Origin of the sequence: Crossiella cryophila, assembly GCF_014204915.1 — a bacterium.
In the GTDB taxonomy this organism is placed as follows: Bacteria; Actinomycetota; Actinomycetes; order Mycobacteriales; family Pseudonocardiaceae; genus Crossiella; species Crossiella cryophila.
On the sequence record NZ_JACHMH010000001.1, the window covers coordinates 4,920,355 to 4,942,198 of the forward strand.

Consider the following 21,844-nt stretch of genomic DNA (forward strand, 5'->3'; position numbering starts at 1 on the left):
GTTCAGCGGGTGGTGGCTGGGCGGAGCAGTGCGCCGCGGGTCAGCGCCGGGTCGAGTTCGGTGGTGAGCCCGGCCAGTTCGACGGCGAGCACGCCGGTCTGCTCGGCCTCCCGGAACTCGAAGTCGCCGCCGTCGCCGACGAGCAGCCGGAGCACCGGCAGGTCGGCCGGGCTCACCCCGAGCACCACCTTGGTCAGCGCGGTGGCCCCGTTGGGGTGGCTCACCGACGGCGGGTGCTGCGGCGGGTCGTAGGGGGTGACCAGGAACGGCGCCCGGTCGGCCCTCGGGTAGGCGAAGCGGAACCTGGTCTGCTGCCCGTCCGGTTTGGTGCGGGTCCAGTTCACCACCCGGCCGCAGCCGGAACCGTTGGCGCGCAACGCGTTACGCGTGTCGGTGAGCCGATCGTCGTCGAGCAGCACGGCCGCGTCGCAGAAACCTTCCGGCTGCACGGCCCAGCGCACCATCCGCCGCCCGGCACCCCGGCCGAAGGCGATCTCCAGTGGCCAGCGCAGGAACTTGGCGCCCTTGGGTGCGGTGAGCAGTTCCAGCACCGGCCCCTCGCGGAACCAGACGTGCGCGTGCAACGCCTTGTCCTCGGCGGTGGCGTAGTGCACCTCGAAGCCGAGCGCCCGGTAGTCGGCGACCGCGCGCCGCAGGTCGTCGACCTTGATCAGCACATGGCTGCACCTGCTCATCGGGTTCCTCTCGCGTCCTCGGCGGCCACCGCGGCGAGCAGCTCGCCCACGGGCAGCACCGGCGGTTCCTCGGGGTGGATGGGTTGCGGCACGCCGAGCCGGGCGGTCAGCGCGGACCAGGCGGTGGCCACACCCAGCGCCCACTGGCCGGTGCGGGCGCGGCGGGCGGGTTCGCCGATGTCCTGGACCAGCCGGTGCAGCGCGGTGCGCACCGCGTCCGGCCACAGCTCGGCGAAGACCTGGTGGAAGCTGCCCGCCTCCGGGCCGAGCACGGTGGTGCTGGTCGCGGCGAGCCGGTCGGTGCCGGGCCCGGCCATGATCAGCCGCCCGGTGTCGTCGCGGCCGGCGTGCAGACGTGGTTGCCACAGCACCGGTCCGTGCGTGTCGGCCAGGGTGAGCACCCCGGCGTCGCCGCCGACGGTGATCCGGTGGAAGAAGTGCGCGTGGTTGTCCGCGTCGGCCGGGTGCAGCTGGTTCTGCACCCGCAGCGTCACCGGCAGCCCGCCGACGGTGGCGTGCAGGGCGCGGTAGGGCTGGTCGTCCGGGCCGGAGGTCTCGCCGAAGCCGAACGGCCGCACCGAACCCGCGATCCGGGCGAGGATCTCGACCAGGGGGTAGGCGACCTGGTTCGCGCAGGCGGCGTCGACGAACCGCAGCGGTCCGGACCGCCGCAGCACCTCGACCGCGGCCAGGAACCGGCGCACCGGCGCGAGATCCGGGTAGAGCGTGTTCACCGCGTAGGCCGCGCCACCGCGCCGGGCCGCGCGCAGGTTGTCCGCGATCTCCCCGGCGTGCACCGGGTGCTCCTGCAGCACGTGCGTGCCGCGGCTCAGGAACGCCTGTGCCAGTTCGGATCCGGGCCCGCCGAGCAGACCGGAGCGCACCACCACGCAGGCGATGTCCACCTCGGGCACCTGGTCGACGGCGGTGTAGAGCGGCACGTCGTGGCGGCTGGCGAGCGCGCGCGAGTACGCGCCGCCGGTGCTGAGCACACCGGCGAGCGCGAAGGACTCCGGCGCGGCGCGCACCGCGTCCAGGTAGACCCGCCCGAAGGCGGTGCCGGCGACCACGACCCGCGCCGACCGCGGCTGGGCTTGGTTCAACGTGCTTTCTCCGAGGTAGACGGTGGGCAGAGGGTCAAGTTAGGGTCCCCTTTTGAACACTGTTTTACATAGGCTAGGCTCGCCTAACTTCGCACCTCGCAGTCGTCGGCCCCGGGCAGGTTCGGGATTTTGTCGGGCGACCAGCCAATCACCAGATCGATCGCGCTCAATACAGTTGACAATGGCAATCATTGTCAATAGTTGGTGGCGTGCGTCACCGAACGGATATCTGATGTTTCCCGTAGCGGCAGTTGTGCAGGGCCTTTTGACTCGTGTTCGGAGCGACGACGAGTAGCCGCGTCAGCACAGTGGGCGAGAACCCACAGGTAATATCGCTTGCCTGCCAACGCTTTTCCGCTGTCCGTTATGGACAGTGGCATTCGGTCTAATGTGGATGGACCATTCGGCCCGGAACTCGCGGGCCGCGATCAGCGACGCTGCATCAGCGCCACGGTGAACCCGGGCAGCTGCTCCACCCCGGTCGCCACGAACTGACCCTGCACGGCGGCGGCCTTGTCCGGGCGGGCCGGGAACGCCATCAGCGCCGGGCTGCCCGCGAACGGGTCCTGGCGTTCGCCGACGCCGATCACCCAGACCCGGTTCGCCCCGGCCAGCCGGGCGGCGTAGGCGGTGGCCTCGGTGCCGGTCAGGTTGGCGTTGGCCAGCGGATCCCGGTCCAGGAAGACATCGCGCGGGCGGTCGGCACTCCGCCAGTGGTAGTCCAGGGCGATGTCGGTGAACCAGAAGTCCGGCCGGTTGGCGTAGACGAGCACGTCGCCCTCGCGGGCCTCCCGGCGCAGGCGGTCGGCGAGTTGCCGGTAGTCGGCGTACTGGCCGGGGCGTTCGGCGAACAGGGCGTAGGGGTAGAAGGCGGCGTCGTGCGAGCCGGGGGAGCGGGCGGCGAGCTGGTCCGGCACGGTGATCGCCGCGGTGGCCGCCAGGGCGAGCGCGAGCACGGCCGGTGGCCGGATCGCGGCGAGGGTGACGCCCGCGGCGATCACCAGCACCGGCAGCAGGAAGACCAGGTAGCGGGCGAAGAAGAAGGACGGCCCGGCCTGCGAGGCGGCCCACAGCGCCAGGATCGGCACCCCGGCCACGGCCAGCATCCCGGCCGCCCGGCGGCGTTGCGACAGCAGCAGGGACGCCAGTGCGAGGGCGAGCACGAGCCAGGCGGTGGCGGCGGAGCGGAACAACTGCGGCCACATCATGCTGTCCGCGGGCGCCACCGAGGTGAAGCCGAACAGGTCGAGCAGGCCCGGCCGGGGGATCATGCCGACCACGCCCTGCCCGCCACCCAGCGACAGCACCGCCAGGGGTGCGGCTGGCAGTACCGCGAGCACCGCGGCCAGGGCGAACCGCCAGGTCCAGCGGCGGGCGGCCAGTACCAGCACCAGGTGCCCGGCCACGATCGAGAACGCGGTGAGCTGGGTGAGCCCGACCGCGGCCAGCGCCAGGCCGTAACCCGCCCAGCGCCGCCAGGACGGCTCGTCCAGCGCACGCAGCAGCAGGTAGGTGGACAGCGCGACGAACAGCATCACGAAGGCGTAGGGCCGGGCCTCCTGGGCCATCCGGGTCACCATCGGCACCAGCGCGAACAGCAGTCCGGCACACCACCCCGCCCGGGTGCCGAACCACCGTCCGGCCAGGGCGGCCACCACCGCGGCCGTGCCCGCGGCGGCCAGCAGCGAGGGCAGCCGCAGGGCCACCTCGGAGTCGCCGAAGATCGCCATCCAGTAGTGCAGGAACAGGTAGTAGGGCAGGTAGAAGGCGTCCGCGTTGGCGGTCATGGCGAACAGTTCGGTCACCGTGCGGCGGGCCGCGCTCCAGGTGGCCAGCTCGTCCCGCCACAGCTGCGCCGCGGTGAGGCCGATCGCGCCCAGGACCAGCGTGGTGAGGGCGGCGGCCAGGGCCGGGAGTGCTCGCGTCCAGGGTGCGATGTGCGGCTGGGCAAGGGTGTCCACCGGAACCGGGGCGCGAGACGTCACGTAGTCGATCTTAGGAGTGGCGGCGGCCGGAACCCGATCGGTCTCACCATCGGGCGATCGATGCTGCACCACCGGACGTTTGACGGGTTGTGCGGTTCTGTTTCAGGCTGTGTGATCGTGGGTGGTTTTGTCTTAGTTTTCGACGTGGAACAAGGAGGTTCCGGTGGGTCGAGGCTGGCGGAGAAGACTGCTGAGCACACTCGTGGCTGCGGCGCTGACGGCCGGGGGCCTGGTCGTGCTCGCCGGGCCACCGGCGGCGGTGGCGGCGGAGAACGGGCTGTCCCGGACCCCGGCGATGGGGTTCAACAACTGGAACTCCACGCACTGCCGGGCCGAGTTCAACGAGGACATGGTCAAGGGCATCGCCGACATCTTCGTCAGCCGCGGCCTCAAGGACGTGGGCTATCAGTACGTCAACATCGACGACTGCTGGGCCGAGCCGCAACGCGACGCCGCTGGCAACCTGGTGCCGCACCGCACCCGCTTCCCCAACGGCATCAAGGCGGTGGCCGACTACGTGCACGCCAAGGGCCTCAAGTTCGGCATCTACACCAGCGCGGGCACCAAGACCTGTGACGTGCAGGGCTTCCCGGGCGGCATCGGGCACGAGGACCAGGACGCCCGGCTGTTCGCCTCCTGGGGCGTGGACTACCTCAAGTACGACAACTGTGGCGACCACCTCGGTCAGAGCGCGCAGCAGCGCTACACCAAGATGCGCGACGCGCTGGCGGCCACCGGGCGGCCGATCCTGTTCTCGCTGTGCGAGTGGGGGCAGAGCCAGCCGTGGCGGTGGGCGCACCCGGTCGGCAACAGCTGGCGCACCACCGGGGACATCAGCGACAACTGGGGCAGCATGCTCGGCATCTTCAAGCAGAACGTCGGCCTGGCCGCGAACGCACAGCGCGGCGGCTGGAACGACCCGGACATGCTGGAGGTCGGCAACGGCGGCATGACCGAGGTCGAGTACCGCAGCCACTTCTCCTTGTGGGCCATGATGAACGCGCCGCTGCTGATCGGCGCGGACCTGCGCAAGGTCGGCCAGTCCACCTTCGACATCCTGACCAACCGGGAGATCATCGCCCTGGATCAGGACGGTCTTGGCGTGCAGGCCACCGAGATCAGCGCGGACGGCGGTCGGCACGTGCTGGTCAAGCCGCTGGACAACGGCGATGTGGCGGTGGCGCTGTTCAACGAGACCGGCAGCACGCAGACCATCAGCACCACCGCGAGCGCGGCGAACCTGGGCAATGCCAACAGTTTCCGGCTGCGTGACCTGTGGACCGGCCAGCAACGCGACACCACCGGCGTGATCAGCGCGTCGGTCCCGGCCCACGCCACCGTGGTCTACCGGGTCAGCCGCCAGGGCACTTTCGCCACCCCGCCCGCCGGGGTCAGTCAGCTCTCCGACCTGACTCCCTCGCTGGCCGCGAACGCCTGGGGTCCGGTGGAGAAGGACCGCAGCAACGGTGAACGCGGTGCGGGCGACGGGAAACCGCTGACCATCGGCGGCACCCGGTACGCCAAGGGGATTGGCGTGCACGCGCGCAGCGAGGTCCGCTACCACCTGGGCGGGCGCTGCACCCGGCTGAGCGCCACGGTGGGCGTGGACGACGAGTCCGGTGATCGGGGCTCGGTGAGCATGGAGGTATGGGGCCCTGGCAGACAGTTGGCCAGCAGCGGGGTGTTGCGCGGCACCGATGGCGCGCGGACGCTGACCGCTGATGTCACCGGCCTGCAGTACGTGCACCTGGCCGTGCTGCCGACTGAGGACGGCGTGGACTACGACCACGCGGACTGGGCCGAGGCCACCATCACCTGCACCTGATTCGGTTGCCGCGGCGGGTCAGCCCGCCGCGGCAACTCCCACCAACGCCGCGATCTGCCCGACCACTTCGGCGCTGCGGCGCTCGAACTCCGCATCCGTCAACGCCCCGCTCGCGGGCGTCTGCACGCCGGGCACGTGCAGGTGCCCGCCCGGAACCCCGTGCGCGCCAAGCCCGATCCGCACCCGGTTGGCCCGGTACATGCTCTCGTTGGACAGGAAGTTCCCGCCACTGCCCATTTCCGCCGCGGCTCCCGGCGGCGGCGTGCCCTCCGTGCGGCACTCCGAATCGCCGACGCCCGGCTGGCCAGGCCAGTAGCAGAACCACTGGTTCAGCGACACCGGATCGGGACCGGTGGCCGCCGAGACCATCCGCGCGTATGGCAGTGAGGTCTCCACAAAGGACAGTCCGGGCTGCGGGAATCCTTGCGTGGCGGGAACCAGTCCGTTCCGGCCGATGTCGTTGTTGTCGGGCTGGCCGCCCCGCCAGCCCGCCGCCCAGCGTTCGACGTTGAACCCGGCGCCCTGGCTGATGGTCATGATCAGGGTCGGCGCGCGACCCGGTCGCCGGAACGCGGTGCCGAAGGCATCCTCGACCACGCCGTCGGCGAAGGCGTCCCACAGCACCGGCAGGACCACAGCCTCCACCACCGCGGGCCCGTTGTCGGTGCGCACCACCGTGCCGTCGAGTCGCAGCGCCGCCGCACCGGCCGGATTCCCACCGCGCAGATCCGAGTCGCCGAAACCGAATGGATCAAAGCCGCTGACCAGCACCCGCCGTGCCACCCCGGCGGGCAGGTCCACCGACCGGACACCCCTGGAGGCCCGGTCGAACTCGCGCAGCAGCACGGCCCGATCGCCGCCGACGCCGGGCCGCCACTGCCGTAGCAGCGCACTCATCCGCAACCGGGCCCAGTACAGCGGCCGATCATCGGTCACCGCGAGCGTGCCCATCCCGGGCCGTTTGCCCTGCGCCCGCTCGACCGCCCCGCGCCACAGTTCCGTCCCGGCCGCCGCGGCCGCACCCCGGACCCCGCCCGCGCCCACCGAGCACAGCCGTGCCCGGAACCTCGCGACCATCCCGTCGAACCCGCCTGCCGCGAGGAGTTGATCGCCGGTTCCGTTGCCCAGCCGGGATTCCTCGGTGGTCACCGGGATCGAGGTGTCGAAACACTCCTGGGCCCGTGCGTCCCCGGCCAGTCCGACCGGCACCACCAAGGCCACCAGGGCGGCCACCCACACAGCTCTGACCATGCCGCGATTCTGGCCGCGACTTGTCAGGAACCGATGAGGAACCTGTGGTCCGCGGAACAGGGCAGGCGGCGCAGGTGCCGGAAGTTGGGTCCGGTCATCCGCGGCGGCTCCTCCTCGGCCACGGTCAGCCCGGCCGCGCCTTCCCGCCAGGCGCTGACCAGCTGGATCGCCTGTAACCGGGCGAGCCCGGCGCCCAGGCAGTAGTGCGGTCCGGCACTGAAGGTCAGCGACCGGGTCTGGGTGCGGCCGGGGGAGAAGACCTCCGGTTCGGCGAAGGCGGCCGGGTCGCGGTTGGCCGCGCCGATCAGCACGTGTGCCAGGGTGCCCTCGGCGATCTGGACCCCGGCCACGGTGGTGTCCCGTTCCGCGATCCGGCCGACCATGTGCGCGGGCGGGTCCCAGCGCAGGCACTCGTCCACGAACTCCGCCGGCGGGCTGTCCAGTCCGGGTAGACGGCACAGCGCCAACACGGTGCTGGCCAGCACCGAGATGCTGGTGCTCACCCCCGCGGTGATCATCAGCACCAGCACCCTGACCACCTCGTCGTGTGCTTCCTGGCCGCTGTCCGCCCAGTTCAGCAGGTATGCGAGCAAACCATCCGGTCGGTAGGCACGGGTGCGGATCAGCCGCCCGGCGTAGTCGTACAGCTCGGTGATGGCCGCGTCCGCCCGCGCCAGGTGGGATGGCCGGGGGGCGAGTTCCTCGACGAAGGACAGGTCGGCGGCCATCCGGGTGATGAAGTCCTGGTCCCGAGGGGAGACCCCGAGCAGCGAGCACATGACCGTGCCCGCGATCGGCCCGGCCAGGTGCTCGACGGCGTCGGCGACACCCTCCCCGACCACCCGGTCGGCGAAGTCGCGGACGGTGGCCCGCACCACGTTGTCCACCACGGCCGTACGCGCGGCCAGTGCCCGTGGGGTGAAGAACGGGGCGAGCACCCGCCGCCGCGCGGTGTGCTCGGTGCCGTTGAGGTGGAACAGGGTCTGGTTGACGCCGTGCCGCGCCGGGCGATCCGCCTCGGCCTGGCCGCAGAGCCGCTGGAAGTCCGCGGCGTCGGGTACCCGCCAGGTGCCCGGATCGGTGAGCAGCTCCCGGCAGGCGGCGTGCCCGGTCACCAGCACCGCCTGCCACGGCGTGCCCAGCACCGGGGCCAGTCCGTGTAACTGCCGGTACACCTCGGCCAGCGCGGGCAGGGTCGACGCGGTGCGCCAGTCCCGGAGCAGCGCGCGGTCGGGCAGCACGGCGGTCATACCGGCACCGCCGGGAACAGGCCTTGGGCGACCAGGTCCACGTTGGCCGCCAGCGCGGGCAGCAGGTCCGCCCGCCGCACCCGCTCCGGGCCGCCGGGCAGTGCGCCCATGGTGCTGGGGAACGGCTGGGTCTCCGGTGCGAACAGCCCGAGCTGCACCAGTCGGCCCAGGCCCCGGCCGGGCTCCGTGGTGGGGGTGAATTCGGGGATGCGCAACGGTTTCCCGCGCTGGTCGAGGTTGGCCGAGCAGGCGTCCAGGACATCGCCCATGGTCAGCCGCGCGGTCCCGGCGGTGGCCCAGTGCACCCCCGCGGTGGACTCGGCCGCGCGGGACATGGCCGCGATGGCCGCCACCGTGTACTCGACCAGGCTCTCCACCGCGATCGCGTCGAACCAGTGCTCGGTGGACACCGGCAGGCGCCGCACCCGACCGCGCAGCAGGGAATCCAGCAGCACCGGCGGGAACTGCTGCCGTGGATCGGCCGCCTCGGCCGCCGAGCCGATCAGCAGCAGCGCGGTGCGGATCATCGCCACCGGCTGCGGACACCGCTGCGCCAGCTCCTCGGCCCGCCGCTTGGAATCGGCATACGCCTGGAGGGCCTGTGAGGTGGGGTCCGGCTCCAGGTAGTGCTGGGCGGCGGAGGTGGAGGACAGCATCACCACCGGCACGTCCGCACGCATGGCGAGATCGAGCACGTGCCGGGTGCCGCGGACGTTGATCTGCTCGAACAACTCCAGGTTGTCCAGGCTGAAGCCGCTCACCCCCGCGCAGTGCACGATCAGGTCGATCTCACCGGCCAGCCGGTCCCGGTCCGCCGGGGTCAGGCCCAGGCCGGGCGCGGTGAGATCGGCCGGCACGGACCGGTGCGCGCCGGGCACCGGCCGGGACCGGGTCAGCGCGGTGATCCGGTGCCGGGCGGCCAGCACGGGCAGCAGCCGGGAACCGATCACCCCGGAGGCGCCGGTGATCAGGATGCGGGCAGGGGTGGTGGTCATCGAGGTGGCCTTCTCTCGGGTGGGTGGAACCGGATTCACAGCTCGGACCGGACCGACCGCACGGTCGGCCAGCGCAGTGCGGCCGAGCCCCAGGTCAGTCCGCCGCCGAACGCGGTGAGCACGGTGCGGTGGCCGGGCTGGAGCGCGCCGGCGTCGACGGCCTCGGCCAGGGCGAGCGGGATGGAGGCCGCGGCGGTGTTGCCCACCTCGGCGATGGCGCACACGGCCCGCTCCGCGGGCAGCGCCAGCCGCTGGGCGACCGCCTCGATGATCCGGGCGTTGGCCTGGTGCGGCACCAGGGTGTCCACCTGCTCGGCGGTCCAGCCGCAGTCCTTGATCACCGCGAGCGCCGAGGCGGCCAGCCGGTCCACCGCGTGCCGGTAGACCTGCCTGCCTTCCATCGCCAGGTACGGCGAGCTGCCGGGCAGGTGGATCAGGTCGCGGGCCGAGCCGTCGCTGCCGAGATCGAGGGCCAGCACCGCGCCGGGTTCGTCCGGGGCGCCCGCGCGCAGCACCACCGCGCCGGCGCCGTCGCCGAAGATCACCGCGGTGCCGCGGTCCTGGGGGTCCACGATCCGGCTGTACGCCTCGGCCGCGACCACCAGCACCCGGCGCGCCACGCCGCCGCTGATCAGTCCGGTGGCGGTGGCCAGGGCGTAGACGAACCCGCTGCACATGGCCTGGAGGTCGAAGGCGGGCACCGGGCCGAGGCCGAGCCGGTGCGCGATTTCCGGTGCGCCACCGGGTAATGGGCGCTTCGGCGTGCTGGTGGCCAGCACCAGCGCGTCCACCGGTTCACCGTCGGTCGCGGCCAGTGCGTTGGCGGCGGCGGCCAGGGCGAGGTCGTGCACGTCGGCGGTGGGTGGCAGGCGGCGGCGGGCGGCGATACCGGTCCGGCTGCGGATCCACTCGTCGCTGGTCGGCACGGCCAGCGCCAGGTCCGCGTTGGACACCACGGGCCGGGGCAGGCAGGTGCCGAGACCGGCCAGCACCGCGGCGCGATGGTCGGAGACAGTCAACGTTGTTGCCTTTCCAGGCAGAACGGGGGGGAGGGCGGTAGGGGAAAACTACGGTCCGCCACCAGGAAGAACCGCACATCCGGCCTAACCTTGCGGTCAGGTCTGCGGTCGCCGGGCCGCGGTCTACGGGGTGCGCTAGCCAGATCGTTTGGGACCGAATAAACTCGGATCGTCGGTGAGTGCCCACGGAGGAGTGGCATGCTGGTCGGGCGGCAGTCCGAAGTGGACGAACTCGTGACCCTGGTCACCGCCGGCGGCGATCGCGAGCAGTCGAGCGCGTTGCTGGACGGCCCGATGGGCATCGGCAAGACCTCGGTGCTGGCCGAGGTCGGCAGGCGGGCGGCGGCGGCCGGGGTCACCGTGCTCAAGGCACACGCCGACCGCCTGGAAAGCGACTTCGGCTTCGGCGTGGTCCGGCAGCTCCTGGAACGCCGGGTGCTGGCCGACCCTGCGCTGGTCGAGGGCAGCACGGCGGCCACCGCCGAGCTGTTCCGCGCGCAGACGCGCACCGGCGCCGAACCCGCCTGCCCCGCCGAGGCCGCCGCCGTGCTGCACGGGCTGTACTGGCTGACCGTCCGGCTCACCGAGACCGCGCCGGTGCTGTTCCTGCTCGACGACATCCAGTGGATCGACCAGCCCTCGCTGCGCTGGCTCGGCTACCTGCTCCGCCGGATCGAGGACCTGCCGGTCACCGTGCTCGCCGCCCGCCGCTGCGGCACCCTGGAGGCCGGGGAACCGTTGGCACTGCCCAGGTTCGGCCGCCGACTGCGGCTGAACGGGCTCGCGCTGCCCGCGGTGACCCAGCTCGCCCAGGCCAGGATGCGCCAGCCGGTCACCGCAGGGTTCGCCACCTCCTGCCTGGCCGCCACCAACGGGAACCCGTTGCTGCTCAACGCTTTGCTGCGCAGCTGCCGGGCACAGGGGGTGCCGGTGGGCGCCGCCGCGCGGATCCCGGACTTCGGCCTGGAGGAGATCAACAGCCTGGTGCAGGCCCTGATCACCCCGCTCGGCCCGGCAGGCACCGAGGTCATGCAGGCGGTGTCCGTGCTCGGCGACGGCCTGGCCCCCGCGCTGATCGCCACGGTCACCGGGATCGAGCCGAACACGGTGCAGGACATCGTCTTCCGGATGCGCCGGGCCGGTCTGATGGCCGAGGCGGACCCGCGCACGGTGGCCTTCACCCACGCCGTGGTGCGCGAGGCGGTGGCCGCGGCCATGCTGCCCAGCGCCGCCAACGCCCTGCGTGCCCGCGCGGCCAGGGTGCTCTTCGACACCGGCGCGGACACCGAACGCGTGTCCGCCCAACTGCTCCGGCTGCCCGCGGTGGGCGGCGCCTGGGTCACCGACACCCTGCTCAGCGCGGCCGACACCGCGTCCAGGCGGGGCGCGCCGGAGAGCACCGCCACCTACCTGCGCCGCGCCCTGGACGAACCACTCACCCCGCAGCAGCGCGGCGCGGTGCTGGTCGACCTGGGCGCCGCCGAGGTCGGATTCGACCTGGCCGCGGCCATCGGCCACCTCGACGAGGGCGCCCGCACCGTCACCGAGGACCAGTCCAGGGCCAGGGCCGCCCTGCTGCGCTGCCGCGCGCTCTGCATCTCCGACCGCTACCCGGAAGCCATCCGCGGCCTACGCGAGATCGAACCCCTCCTGGAACCGGACGGCCTGCCCCGGTCACTGCTGGCGGTGGAGCGCGGCTTCATCAGCGTCTTCGCCCCCGACTTCGCCCCCGAGGTCTGGCGGCACAACCCTGCCCCGGCCTTCCCCGGACTGGCCGGCACCAGGGTCGAGGCGGAGGCGGCCGCCTTCCACGCCTTCCAGCACGCCACCCGGGGCGGCAGCGCGGCCCAGGCGATCCCCGAGGCCCGGCGGGCACTGGAGTTACGACTGGCCTCCTCGGGCAACGGCGGGGTCTTCGGCGGCGCGGTGCTCGCCCTGCAGGCCGCCGACGACCTCGACTTCGGGCTCGACGTCAGCGACCGGCTGCTCACCGCCTACACCCGCGGCGGCGCGCTGTTCAGCTACGCGGTGTGGTGCACCCACCGCGGCGAATTCCACTACCGCAAGGGAAATCTGGCCGAGGCCCAGGCCGATCTGCAGGCCTCGGTGGACACCCGCGTCGAACACCTCGGCGTTGACCCGCTGACCTCGCACGTCGCGGTCGCCGCGGGCAGGCTGCTGGACCTGCTGGTCAACCGCGGCCAACTCGACCAAGTCCGGGAACTGCTGCACCGATGGCGACTGGACGGCCCACTGCCCGACCACCTGCTCTTCGTGTGGGTGCTGGGTGCTCGTGGGCGGTTGCGGCTGGCCGAAGGCGATCCGGTGGGCGCGCTGGCCGAGTTCCGCCGGGCCATCGACCTGATGCGACGCTGCGGCGTGGCCAACCCGATCGCCTTCCTGTCCTGGCCCAACGTGGTGGCCGCCCTGGTCCGCACCGGAGCCACCGCCGAGGCCGCCGAGACCGCGGCGGAGTTCACCCAGTCCTGCCTCGCCTGGGGCACCGCGCACGCCGCCGGCCAGGCCGCCCGAGCCCGCGCCCTGGTCGCCGATCCGTTGCAGGCCAACGAACTCCTGGCCGAGGCCGTGCACCACCTGGCCCACTCCCCGAGCCGACTCGACCACGCCACCGCCCTGGCCGCCCGCGGCGCGGCCCTGGCCCGCACCGACCACCTTGGCGAGGCCCGCCGGGTGCTGGGCGCCGCACTCGACCTGGCCGAGCAGTGCGGTGCGCACGCGTTGTCCGAACAGGCATTGGCGGGTCTGCGCGCGGCCGGTGGCAGGCCAAGGAGCAGGCGGTGCAGTGGCGCGGACGCACTGACCCCGAGTGAGCGGCGGGTGGCGGTGCTGGCCGCGCGCGGTCAGAGCAACCAGGAGATCGCGCAGCAGCTGTTCGTCAGCCTGCGTACGGTTGAGGTGCACCTCACCAACACCTACCGCAAGCTCGGCGTCACCGGCCGCGCCGATCTGGCCGGTGCGCTGGCCTAGCGGTCACCCGGTCAAGAACACAGTGAAGCGCTAACCAGCGCACAGCAATCTCTCAGCAACCAGTCGCACCCTGGGGGTATGACCCTCATGGAACACCGCAACCGGATCAACTGGGAAACCGCCACCGACCCCGGCCGCCGCCGGGTCAACGCCGACGCCCTGGCCGTCCGCCCCGGCTGGGACAGCCTGACGCCCGTGCTCGCCCTGGCCGATGGTGTCGGCGACACCGAGACCGCCGCCGAAGCCGCCCGGGTGGCGGTGGATGCGGCTACCAGCATGGCGCCCTCCAGGGGGCCCACCGCGGCGATCCTGGCCGCGCAACGGGCTGTGCTCGCGTTGGGGCACACGGGGGACGCGGTGCTGGTGGTGGCGATGCCGTTCGCGGATCAGCTCGGCGGTGGCTATCGGATCGCGTGGGCTGGGGACGCGCGTGCCTATCGGTGGGATGGGCGGACGCTGACCCGGCTGACCACGGATCACACGGTGGCTGAGTACTTTCGGCGGCAGGGGATGGAGACCACGCCGTGGATGGAGCACATGGTGACTTCCACTGTGCGGTCCACTCGGGCGCAGGATGTCGGGCAGGTCGAGGTTCGGGGGGATGTCGGGTTGTTGTTGTGCAGTGACGGGGTTTATGGGGCTTTGGACCTGCCGACGATGACGGCCATTGTGGCGCGGCCCGCTCGGTTCGGGCCGCGGGCTCAGGAGTTGGTGGCCACCGCCGTCGACCGCGGCGCCACCGACAACGCCACCGCCCTGCTCCTGACCCACTAGCGCTCGATCCTGGTGCGGCACCCCACGATGCGGGAGCTGGGCGCCGCCAACCACCCGGTACGTCCCACCGATGCTCTCAGGGGCTGATTGTGGACCGGGACCACTGGAGCATGGTGACCGTGGTGGCCGGGGCGGTGGTGGACAGCGCGAGGCTGTGGCCGGTTCCGGGGATGATCCGGACATCAAGCCGGGTTTCTGGAAGGAAGAACCGGGATTCGTGGGCCCGCACGCTCTCCGGGTCGGCGCAGTCGTACTGGGTGACCCCTACGCAGGCCAGCCGGTCCTCGGCGCCGGTGACCAGCAGGACCGGCACCGTGATCGGGTGCGGGACCTGCATCGGCGGAGGCGGCCCGAGGGTCGTCACGTCCTTGCCGCTCTCGTCAGCCGCGATCACCCGCGGATCCGCCGTCGCCGGGTGGTAGTACTCCCCGCCCCGGGTGCCCGGCCGGGTCGTGAGGTAGCCCTCGTCGAGATTGGAGCGCGCGAACTTCGGGTCCTGCCCGGCCGGGTACATGATGTCGGCCGGGCCGGCGTTGTACCCGTGCAGCATGCCGGTGAGGATCGCGGCGTCCACGTCGCGGTAGCGGGATATCCCGTACAGGCCGATGAACGAGCCGAGGGAGTGCCCGACGTAGATCGCGCGGGCGAACGGGCGGCCGCCGACGGCGCCGGTGCGCAGTGCGGTGACCACGTCGTGCAGCGCGGCAGCTCCCGCGACCGCGTCGAGCCGTTGGCTGAGCGGCTGCGAGCTGGCACCCGCGCCGATCCGGTCGACGTTGAAGGTGGCGTATCCCGCGACGGCCGCGGCTCGGACGTAGGAGTAGGAGCCGCCGCCGACCGGGAAGTCCCAGTACCGGTGGTCGTAGGTGGCCCCGTGCACAAGCAGTTGCACCGCGCTGGGCCGCCGGTGACGTGGCAGGCACAGCCGGCCCCGCAGGGTCTCGGTCGCCGGGCCCGCATCCGCGATGCGCACCGAGAGGGTGTGCGTGGCGCAGACCGGACCGCCGGCCATCGCGGCGTCGGCGGGCCCGGCGGCGGTGGTCAGCAGCATCGCGCTGACGAACGCGGCCGCCAGGTGGGTACGGGTACGGGTCATGATCGATCCTCCTTGGGCTGTGCTGCCTTCTGCCCACTACACGAACGGCTCCTGCCCGGATCGACACCTGGGCGGCTCGACATCCAGCGCATGCGCACCGTCGGTGCGTCCGGGGACCGAACCATGGCGCCGAGGTGTTACTCCGAGCCCGTCCTGGCACGCGGTTGGCAGGTGAGCGCAGGTCGGCTTCGCACCGGCACCGGCGACAACTCCTGCGGCGTGCCGCTCCCGGAGGCGCTCCGCCTGCACCAGGCCAAGGTGCTCACCCGGCAGGCGCTGGGCGGCCCAGCCGTGCAGGGCCTGCCCGAGGCGTTCACCAAGGCCGCCCCCTGCTGACCGGGTGCGATCGGATGGTGTGCAGGCTGGCTCTCGTCGCGGCAGGGCACGACCACCCTGCACGAGTTGTTCCACCCGGACGGCTGCCGCGCCCAGCTGGGACCAGATCGGCCTGGAGCCCTGCGAGCAGCTACGCGCGGTCCAGGAGGCGGTGCTGCGTGGCACGGAATCGCCCTGAGCCCACCCGAGCCGCGGCCGGGATCGACCCGGGTGCAGCCGAGGCGCCGCAGCGGATGGCCGAGGCGGTCAGTTCGCGGAACTGGGCCGCCCTGGCGCGTGACGGTCGCTCGCGCCACGGGAACTCAGGAACCTGATGGGGCGAATCAGGGCCCGGTAGAAGGGTCGTACCACCCGTCCGGAGATGAGGCCGTGTCGTTCCTCCGCCCAGACCCTGCCCCTGGGATGACTTCTGAGCAGCGGGCCTTCGGTGATGGCCGGGGCGGTGGTCAGTACTTCGACGCGGGAGAGGTGCTTGATATTGAAGTAGCCGTACTGACTGGGGCTGACCAGGCGGACCGGTGCGCCGTGGTCACTCCCGAGTGGCCGGCCGTCGAGATTCTGCGCGATGAGCACGTCCTCGGCCAGGATGTCCTCGATCGTCGCCGTGGCCGCGAACCCGTCGAGCCCGCGACACGTGACGTGGGTGATAGAGGTCCCTGGCGCGAGCACCGGTTCGATGAGCGCGCGGTAGAACGTCCCGAACGAGACACCTTCCCAGCGCAGGTCGGTCGCCGACCAGCCGGCCACGCAGTGGAAGTCGGCGGTGATCTCCTGCCGTGGCAGGGACGCGAGCGAGGTGAGCGGGAGGTCGAATTCCTCGGTCACCGCCCCGCGTACCTCGATCACCGGGTCGGCTGGAACAGCCGGGGCAGGCCGGTGCAGGTGGGTGCCGAACCGGGGGAATCCCTCGACCCGGCGCTGTCCTGGCGGAAGTTTGTTGCCCTGCCTCATCGATCAAGCCTTTCGCCCTTGTCACCAGCGGCGTCCTGGACCGCTGTGATCGCCACCGGAACACCATCTCCGCAGCCGCCCGGCACGAGATCACCCATGAGAGTGAGGTCGCTCCTTCGCAGGAGTGGCGTGGCCGGACACTCAGTCCGCGCCGCACCGAGTCGAATAACTGTCCACATAGGACGGTGTGGACGCCGCCGACCCGAAGTGGGGTCAGCGCGGCAGGCGCAGCGGGACCGCGTCGGGCTTGGCCTGATTGCCGATGTCGTTGATGCCCTCGAACACCACCACCGTGCGCACCCCGGTGCTGGCGCACGTCCCGGTCGAACCGGGCCAGCGCGCCGATCCCCGCCTGGGGGAACGCGGGCAGGCCGTCCTCGAGCACCCGGTTGCCGCCGATACCGGCGTTGACCACGGCGGGCCTGCTGTGTGCGGGCTGCACGGCCAGGCGGGCGTTGAGGCGGTCCGGCCGGCGGCGGTTGGCGTTGAGCGTGGACAGGGCTCCGTCGGTGATCGAGTCGCCGAGAGCGACCACGCCGCCCGGGGTCTGCCGGTTGTGCACCTCCACCGCGCTGAGGAAGAACCACGAGTCGACCTTGGCCGGGAACGGCACCCCGATGGCGGCCGGGTCGCTCAGCACCTCCACACCGCGTGGGGTTGTTCATACCGTCCCGGGACACCCCGGTGTGGTCAGCCCGGTTCCGATCGGGCGGCGGCCTACGCCGTCCCACAACGGCCAACAAGGCGTACCACAGCGGCCAACACACCGTCCCAAAGCGGCCAACACGCCGGCTGGGTTTCAAGCTCCCGGCGTGTTGGCCGTTCTGGGACGGTGTGTTGGCCGCTGTCGTACCGCGTGTTGGCCGTTCTTGTACGCCTTGTTGGCCGTTGTGGGGCGGCGGGGCGGCCCGGCTTGCGTCCTGGTCAGCCGACTGTGGCGTGGATGAAGCACCAGCGCCATTTCTCGCCGGGCTCGAAGCTGCGCATCACGGGGTGTTGGCTGTCGCGGAAGTGGGCGGTGGCGTGCTGGCCGGGGCTGGAGTCGCAGCACGCGACGTGGCCGCAGGTCAGGCAGAGGCGGAGGTGGACCCAGTTGGTGGTGCCTTCGGCGAGGCAGTCCTCGCAGCCTGCTTCGCTGCCCGGGGGGACGTGGTACGGAGCGGACTTGAGGTGTTTGCAGACCTGGGCGGTGCTGGGGGCCTTGAGCCAGCCGTTGCCGGGGTCGGTGACCAGCTGGGTGGAGCGGTCCAGCATGGATTCCTCGATGGCGAGCATGTCCAGCACCCGGCGCAGGACTATGTCGTCGGCGGCTTTGCGGTCGCGGGCGTCGAGCAGGGTGTCCATTTCGGACTCGAGCATGGCCCGGCGGAGTCTGCGGTAGGCGAAGCTGGGGGTTTCCAGGTCGTCGTCGGGGCGGCCCAGGGTTTCCCAGGCGGCGTTGACGCGGTTGTTCAGGCGGGTGCGCAGGCGGTCCAGGACCTCGGGGGTGTCCTCGGGGCGGGTTTCCCTCTCCAGGCGGTCCAGGGCGGCGGTGGTCATGGCCTGCAACAGGACCGCTTCCTGCAGGGCGTCCTGGGCCGGGTCGGGGGCGGGCAGTTTGAGCTTGCGGACCAGCCAGGGCAGCGAACCGCCTTGCAGCAGCAGGGTTCCGGCCACCACCACGAACGCGGCCAGCACCAGCACCGGGCGCTGCGGGGTGTTCTCGGGCAGCACGAACACCGCGGCCAGGGTCACCACACCGCGCATCCCGGCCCACGCGGTCACCGCGGAGTACCGCCAGCGCCAGGCCTTGCGGCCGAACGCCTTGCGCAGCAACGTGATCCCGACCATCCACAGCACCCGGGTGAGGATCGTGGCGGCCAGCACCAGGCCGCAGGCCAGGGCCAGGGTGCCCAGGGACAGGTCGGTTTCGCCGACCTCGGTGAGGATGCGGCGCAGTTGCAGGCCGATGAGCAGGAAGACGACGTTCTCCAGCAGGAACTGGATGGTCTGCCAGTTGACGGTGCTGGCGATGCGGGCCGCGCCGTTGAGCATGCGGGGTTCGCGGTGGCCCAGCATCAGCCCGGCGATCACCACCGCGAGCACCCCGGAGCCGTGCACGGCCTCGGCCGCGACGTAGGCAGCGTAGGGCACCACCAGGGACACGCCGGTGTCGAAGACCGGGTCCTGCAACCGGGTGCGCAGGAACCCGGCCACGTAGCCGACGATCAGTCCGAGCAGCACCCCGGCGCCCGCGGCGAGCAGGAAGTTCCCGCCGACCTGCCAGAAGGTGACCGCCCCTGCCATGGCCGCGATCGCGGTGCGCAGCGCGACCAGCGCGGCCGCGTCGTTGACCAGGCTCTCGCCCTCCAGCACCCGCACGATCGTGCGCGGCAGGCCGACCCGCCGCGCCACCGCGGTCGCCGCCACCGCGTCCGGCGGGGCCACCACCGCGCCGAGCGCGAACGCCGCGGCCAGCGGCACCCCGGGAATGGCCAGCCAGGCGACCACGCCGACGCCGAGCGTGGTGAACACGACCAGCCCGACCGAGAGCAACCCGATCGGGCCCCGGTTGGCCCGGAAGTCGACCAGCGAGGTGCGGATCGCGGTGGCGTAGAGCAGCGGCGGCAGCAGGCCGATGAGCACCACGTCCGGGTTGAGCGCGTAGTCCGGCACCCCGGGGATGAAGGACACCGCGACGCCGACCACGATCAGGCACAGCGGCGCCGACAGGTTCAGCACCTTGGCCAGGAAGGTCACCGTGAGCACCGCGACGACCAGTCCGATGATCTCCAGCGCGATCTCCATGTGGCACAGCATCCCTCACTCCCGGGCTGGTCACCGCATGAGCCACGGGTTTTGTCGGTGGGCTTGGCTAGGTTCGCCTACGTGCTCCGAACGCTCGCGATCGAGAACTACCGCTCCCTGCGCCACCTGGTGCTGCCGTTGCGCCAGCTCAACCTGGTCACCGGCGCCAACGGCAGTGGCAAGTCCAGCCTGTACCGGGCGTTACGGCTGCTGGCCGACGCCGCCCGCAACGGCGCGGTCACCGCGCTGGCCAGGGAGGGCGGGTTGCAGTCCACGCTGTGGGCCGGGCCGGCGGTGATCGGGCGGGGCGTGCGCGAGGGCCGGTACCCGGTGCAGGGCACGGTGCGCACGGAGCCGGTCGGGTTGCGGCTGGGCTTCGCCGGGGACGACTTCGGATACTCGCTGGACCTGGGCCTGCCGCAGCCGGGGCGGACCGCGTTCGCGCTGGACCCGGAGATCAAGGGCGAGGCGGTGTGGCGGGGGCCGGTGTACAAGCAGAGCGGGCTGTTCGCCGAGCGGAGCAACGGCGCGGTGCTGCTGCGCGGGGCGAGTGGGGCCTGGGGCGAGGACACCTTCCGGATCCGGCCGTATGACAGCCTGCTCAGCGAGTTCACCGATCCGCGGGTGGCGCCGGAGGTGATGGTGCTGCGTGAGCGGATCCGGTCCTGGCGGTTCTACGACCACTTCCGCACCGACGCCGAGGCCCCCGCCCGGCAGGCCCGCCTGGGCACCCGCACCCCGGTGCTCAGCCAGGACGGCGCGGACCTGGCCGCCGCGGTGCAGACGATCACCGAGATCGGCGACACCGACGTGCTGGACCTGGCCATCGAGGACGCCTTCCCCGGTTCGCAGGTGACGGTCGAGCACTCGGACGGGCGGTTCGAGCTGTCGCTGCGGCAGCACGGGCTGCTGCGGCCGTTGCGCGCGGCCGAGCTGTCCGACGGCACCCTGCGCTACCTGCTGTGGGTGGCCGCGCTGCTCAGCCCGCGCATCCCGGAGCTGTTCGTGCTCAACGAGCCCGAGACCAGCCTGCACCCCGATCTGCTGCCCTCACTGGCCCGGCTGATCGTCACCGCGGCGAAGAACACCCAGGTCGTGGTGGTCTCGCACGCCCGGCCGCTGATCGCCGCGATCGAGGCCGGCGCCGAGGAGACGGGCACCGACCTAGGCGCGGTGCGGCTGGTCAAGGACCTGGGGGAGACCACGATCGAGGGACAGGGCCGCCTGGACCAGCCGTCCTGGCACTGGCCCAAGCGGTAGCCCCCGTCACCAGCGGCGCTGGATCGCCTGGTCGTGTGAGACGGAGTAGAGGGTGGCCAGGTCGTTGGGCAGGGCGGCCTTGACCGCCTTGCTGATCTCGTCCACCAGCACCTCCTCTGCACCCGCGGTCAGACCGTCGAGGGCTTCCTCGGCCACCGTCGCGGCGGTGATCTTCTCGAACGGCACCGCCTTGCTGAACTCGGTGTCCACGTAGCCGCAGTGCACGTTGAGCACGTGCGTGCCCTGTCCGCGCAGGCCCAGCCGCAGCGAGTTGGAGATCGACCACTGGGCGGCCTTGCTCGCGGCGTAGCCGGGCGCGGCGTCGATGGCCAGCCAGGACGCGACGGACAGCATGTTCACCAGCACGCCGCCGCCGTGCGCGGCCAGCACCGGCGCGAACGCCTTGGCCACCGCCCAGGTGCCCAGCGTGTTGACCTCGAACTCCTGCCGCGCGCCGGCGAGTGAGCCTTCGAGCAGGCTCGGCCCGGCGACCACCCCCGCGTTGTTGACCACGATCGTGACGTCGTCCGCGGTCGCGGCGAGCTGGGCGACCTGGGCGTGGTCGGTGACGTCGAGGGCGACCGGGACGATCCGGGGGTCGGTGACCTCGACTGATTTCGGGTCCCGGGCCCCGGCGTAGACCTTGGTCGCGCCGCGGGCGAGCAGGCCCTCGACGAAGGCCCGGCCGATGCCTCGGTTCGCTCCGGTCACCAGGGCTACCGCACCGTCGATCCGCATGGTTGTGCTCCTTGTTCTGGCAGGTCGGGAAGACAGGGTCGACGGTATCCGCTGAGTTTCGAAAAGCAACGCAGATGGGACGAAGTGTGGGGTAGCTCACCCTGAGTTTCAGAACTGAACTCAGATGATCCAGGTGCGACCGGAAGAGCCGCCGCCGCCCGCCCAGAACGGCCAACACACCGTCCCAGAACGGCCAACACTGCGTACGAGAACGGCCAACACTCCGGAGGGGTGGGGGACTCTGTGCGCGTGTTGGCCGTTTTGGTACGGGGTGTTGGCCGGAGTTGTACGGGGTGTTGGCCGTTGGGGGGCGGGGGTGTCTGGGGTGGTGGGGGTGGGGGGTGGACAGAATGGGGGCATGTCGACTTTGTTCTCTCGGATCATTGCGGGTGAGTTGCCTGGGCGGTTTGTGTGGCGGGAGGCGGGGGTCTCCGCGTTTTTGAGCATTGCGCCGTTGCGGCCGGGGCACACGCTGGTCGTGCCGCATGCCGAGGTTGATCGGTGGACGGATGCCGAGCCGGATCTGCTCGGTCGCTGTATGGCAATCGCACAGGTCATCGGGCAGGGTGTGCAGCGTGCGTGGGAGGCGCCGCGGGCTGGGCTGATCGTGGCCGGGTTCGAGGTGCCGCACATGCACGTGCATGTGTCGCCGGTGTGGGACATGGACGACTTCGACTTCGCGCGGGTAGAGATGGAAGCTGACGGCGCGAAGCTGGACGACGCTATGCACCGGCTGCGGGTGGCCCTGCGCGAGCTGGGTCACGAGGAACACGTGCCCGCCGACTAGGCGG

The 21,844-nt window shown here is 71.8% G+C and carries 17 protein-coding genes and 1 pseudogene; 6 read left to right on the plus strand and 12 right to left on the minus strand.

The window, feature by feature from the left end; translation table 11 throughout:
• Positions 1 to 2 precede the first annotated feature (2 nt).
• From HNR67_RS21920 to HNR67_RS21930, 3 genes are all read right to left on the minus strand, one after another.
• Positions 3 to 695, minus strand: a complete 693-nt coding sequence (locus HNR67_RS21920; protein ID WP_185004115.1) for a VOC family protein — start codon at positions 693 to 695, stop codon at positions 3 to 5.
• On the minus strand, positions 692 to 1,798 hold the full coding sequence (locus HNR67_RS21925; protein ID WP_185004116.1) for a Gfo/Idh/MocA family oxidoreductase: 1,107 nt from the start codon (positions 1,796 to 1,798) through the stop codon (positions 692 to 694). The genes HNR67_RS21920 and HNR67_RS21925 overlap by 4 nt, the downstream gene beginning before the upstream one ends.
• 428 nt (positions 1,799 to 2,226) lie before the next feature.
• A complete protein-coding gene (locus tag HNR67_RS21930) occupies positions 2,227 to 3,783 on the minus strand; it encodes a glycosyltransferase family 39 protein (protein ID WP_185004117.1) in 1,557 nt (518 codons plus the stop codon).
• A 295-nt stretch (positions 3,784 to 4,078) separates the two neighbouring features.
• Between HNR67_RS21930 and HNR67_RS21935 the strand changes: the two genes are divergently transcribed.
• Positions 4,079 to 5,608 carry an NPCBM/NEW2 domain-containing protein gene (locus HNR67_RS21935; protein ID WP_185010945.1) on the plus strand — a complete coding sequence of 510 codons (1,530 nt, stop codon included), beginning with the start codon at positions 4,079 to 4,081 and terminating at the stop codon, positions 5,606 to 5,608.
• Positions 5,609 to 5,626: 18 nt separating this feature from the next.
• On the opposite strand, the gene HNR67_RS21940 is transcribed toward HNR67_RS21935, so the two are convergent.
• The 4 genes from HNR67_RS21940 to HNR67_RS21955 are packed head-to-tail and all read right to left on the minus strand — an operon-like array spanning position 5,627 to position 10,123.
• Complete coding sequence (locus HNR67_RS21940) at positions 5,627 to 6,859, minus strand: hypothetical protein (protein WP_185004118.1); 1,233 nt, start codon at positions 6,857 to 6,859, stop codon at positions 5,627 to 5,629.
• Positions 6,860 to 6,882: 23 nt separating this feature from the next.
• A complete protein-coding gene (locus HNR67_RS21945; protein WP_185004119.1) occupies positions 6,883 to 8,109 on the minus strand; it encodes a cytochrome P450 in 1,227 nt (408 codons plus the stop codon).
• Positions 8,106 to 9,104, minus strand: a complete 999-nt coding sequence (locus tag HNR67_RS21950; RefSeq protein WP_185004120.1) for an NAD-dependent epimerase/dehydratase family protein — start codon at positions 9,102 to 9,104, stop codon at positions 8,106 to 8,108. The genes HNR67_RS21945 and HNR67_RS21950 overlap by 4 nt, the downstream gene beginning before the upstream one ends.
• Before the next feature lie 35 nt (positions 9,105 to 9,139).
• Positions 9,140 to 10,123 carry a beta-ketoacyl-ACP synthase III gene (locus tag HNR67_RS21955; protein WP_185004121.1) on the minus strand — a complete coding sequence of 328 codons (984 nt, stop codon included), beginning with the start codon at positions 10,121 to 10,123 and terminating at the stop codon, positions 9,140 to 9,142.
• Between the two features lie 198 nt (positions 10,124 to 10,321).
• On the opposite strand from HNR67_RS21955, the gene HNR67_RS21960 reads away from it, so the two are divergent.
• Together HNR67_RS21960 and HNR67_RS21965 are read left to right on the plus strand one after the other, a co-directional pair.
• A complete protein-coding gene (locus HNR67_RS21960; RefSeq protein WP_185004122.1) occupies positions 10,322 to 13,111 on the plus strand; it encodes an AAA family ATPase in 2,790 nt (929 codons plus the stop codon).
• Positions 13,112 to 13,189: 78 nt separating this feature from the next.
• Entirely contained in the window at positions 13,190 to 13,885 is a 696-nt protein-coding gene (locus HNR67_RS21965) for a PP2C family protein-serine/threonine phosphatase (RefSeq protein WP_246492567.1), read from the plus strand.
• Positions 13,886 to 13,961: 76 nt separating this feature from the next.
• Here the strand turns inward: HNR67_RS21965 and HNR67_RS21970 are convergent, their stop codons facing one another.
• Complete coding sequence (locus HNR67_RS21970; RefSeq protein ID WP_185004123.1) at positions 13,962 to 14,981, minus strand: alpha/beta hydrolase; 1,020 nt, start codon at positions 14,979 to 14,981, stop codon at positions 13,962 to 13,964.
• A gap of 171 nt (positions 14,982 to 15,152) precedes the next feature.
• Between HNR67_RS21970 and HNR67_RS21975 the strand changes: the two genes are divergently transcribed.
• Positions 15,153 to 15,317 (plus strand): hypothetical protein, encoded by a 165-nt coding sequence (locus HNR67_RS21975; RefSeq protein WP_185004124.1) that lies wholly within the window; start codon positions 15,153 to 15,155, stop codon positions 15,315 to 15,317.
• Positions 15,318 to 15,563: 246 nt separating this feature from the next.
• Here HNR67_RS21975 and HNR67_RS21980 read toward each other — a convergent pair whose 3' ends face one another.
• The 3 genes and pseudogenes from HNR67_RS21980 to HNR67_RS21985 form a co-directional block, all read right to left on the minus strand.
• Positions 15,564 to 16,268 carry a molybdopterin-dependent oxidoreductase gene (locus HNR67_RS21980; protein ID WP_185004125.1) on the minus strand — a complete coding sequence of 235 codons (705 nt, stop codon included), beginning with the start codon at positions 16,266 to 16,268 and terminating at the stop codon, positions 15,564 to 15,566.
• A gap of 319 nt (positions 16,269 to 16,587) precedes the next feature.
• A pseudogene (locus HNR67_RS46695) lies at positions 16,588 to 16,914 on the minus strand (GDSL-type esterase/lipase family protein); the annotation flags it as partial.
• Positions 16,915 to 17,192: 278 nt separating this feature from the next.
• Positions 17,193 to 19,055, minus strand: a complete 1,863-nt coding sequence (locus HNR67_RS21985; protein WP_185004126.1) for a Na+/H+ antiporter — start codon at positions 19,053 to 19,055, stop codon at positions 17,193 to 17,195.
• An 81-nt stretch (positions 19,056 to 19,136) separates the two neighbouring features.
• Here HNR67_RS21985 and HNR67_RS21990 point away from each other — a divergent pair, with 81 nt between their 5' ends.
• Positions 19,137 to 20,315, plus strand: a complete 1,179-nt coding sequence (locus HNR67_RS21990; RefSeq protein ID WP_185004127.1) for an AAA family ATPase — start codon at positions 19,137 to 19,139, stop codon at positions 20,313 to 20,315.
• Positions 20,316 to 20,321: 6 nt separating this feature from the next.
• On the opposite strand, the gene HNR67_RS21995 is transcribed toward HNR67_RS21990, so the two are convergent.
• Positions 20,322 to 21,053, minus strand: a complete 732-nt coding sequence (locus HNR67_RS21995) for an SDR family oxidoreductase (protein WP_185004128.1) — start codon at positions 21,051 to 21,053, stop codon at positions 20,322 to 20,324.
• Between the two features lie 358 nt (positions 21,054 to 21,411).
• Here HNR67_RS21995 and HNR67_RS22000 point away from each other — a divergent pair, with 358 nt between their 5' ends.
• Positions 21,412 to 21,840, plus strand: a complete 429-nt coding sequence (locus HNR67_RS22000; protein ID WP_185004129.1) for an HIT family protein — start codon at positions 21,412 to 21,414, stop codon at positions 21,838 to 21,840.
• The last annotated feature ends 4 nt before the right edge of the window (positions 21,841 to 21,844 follow it).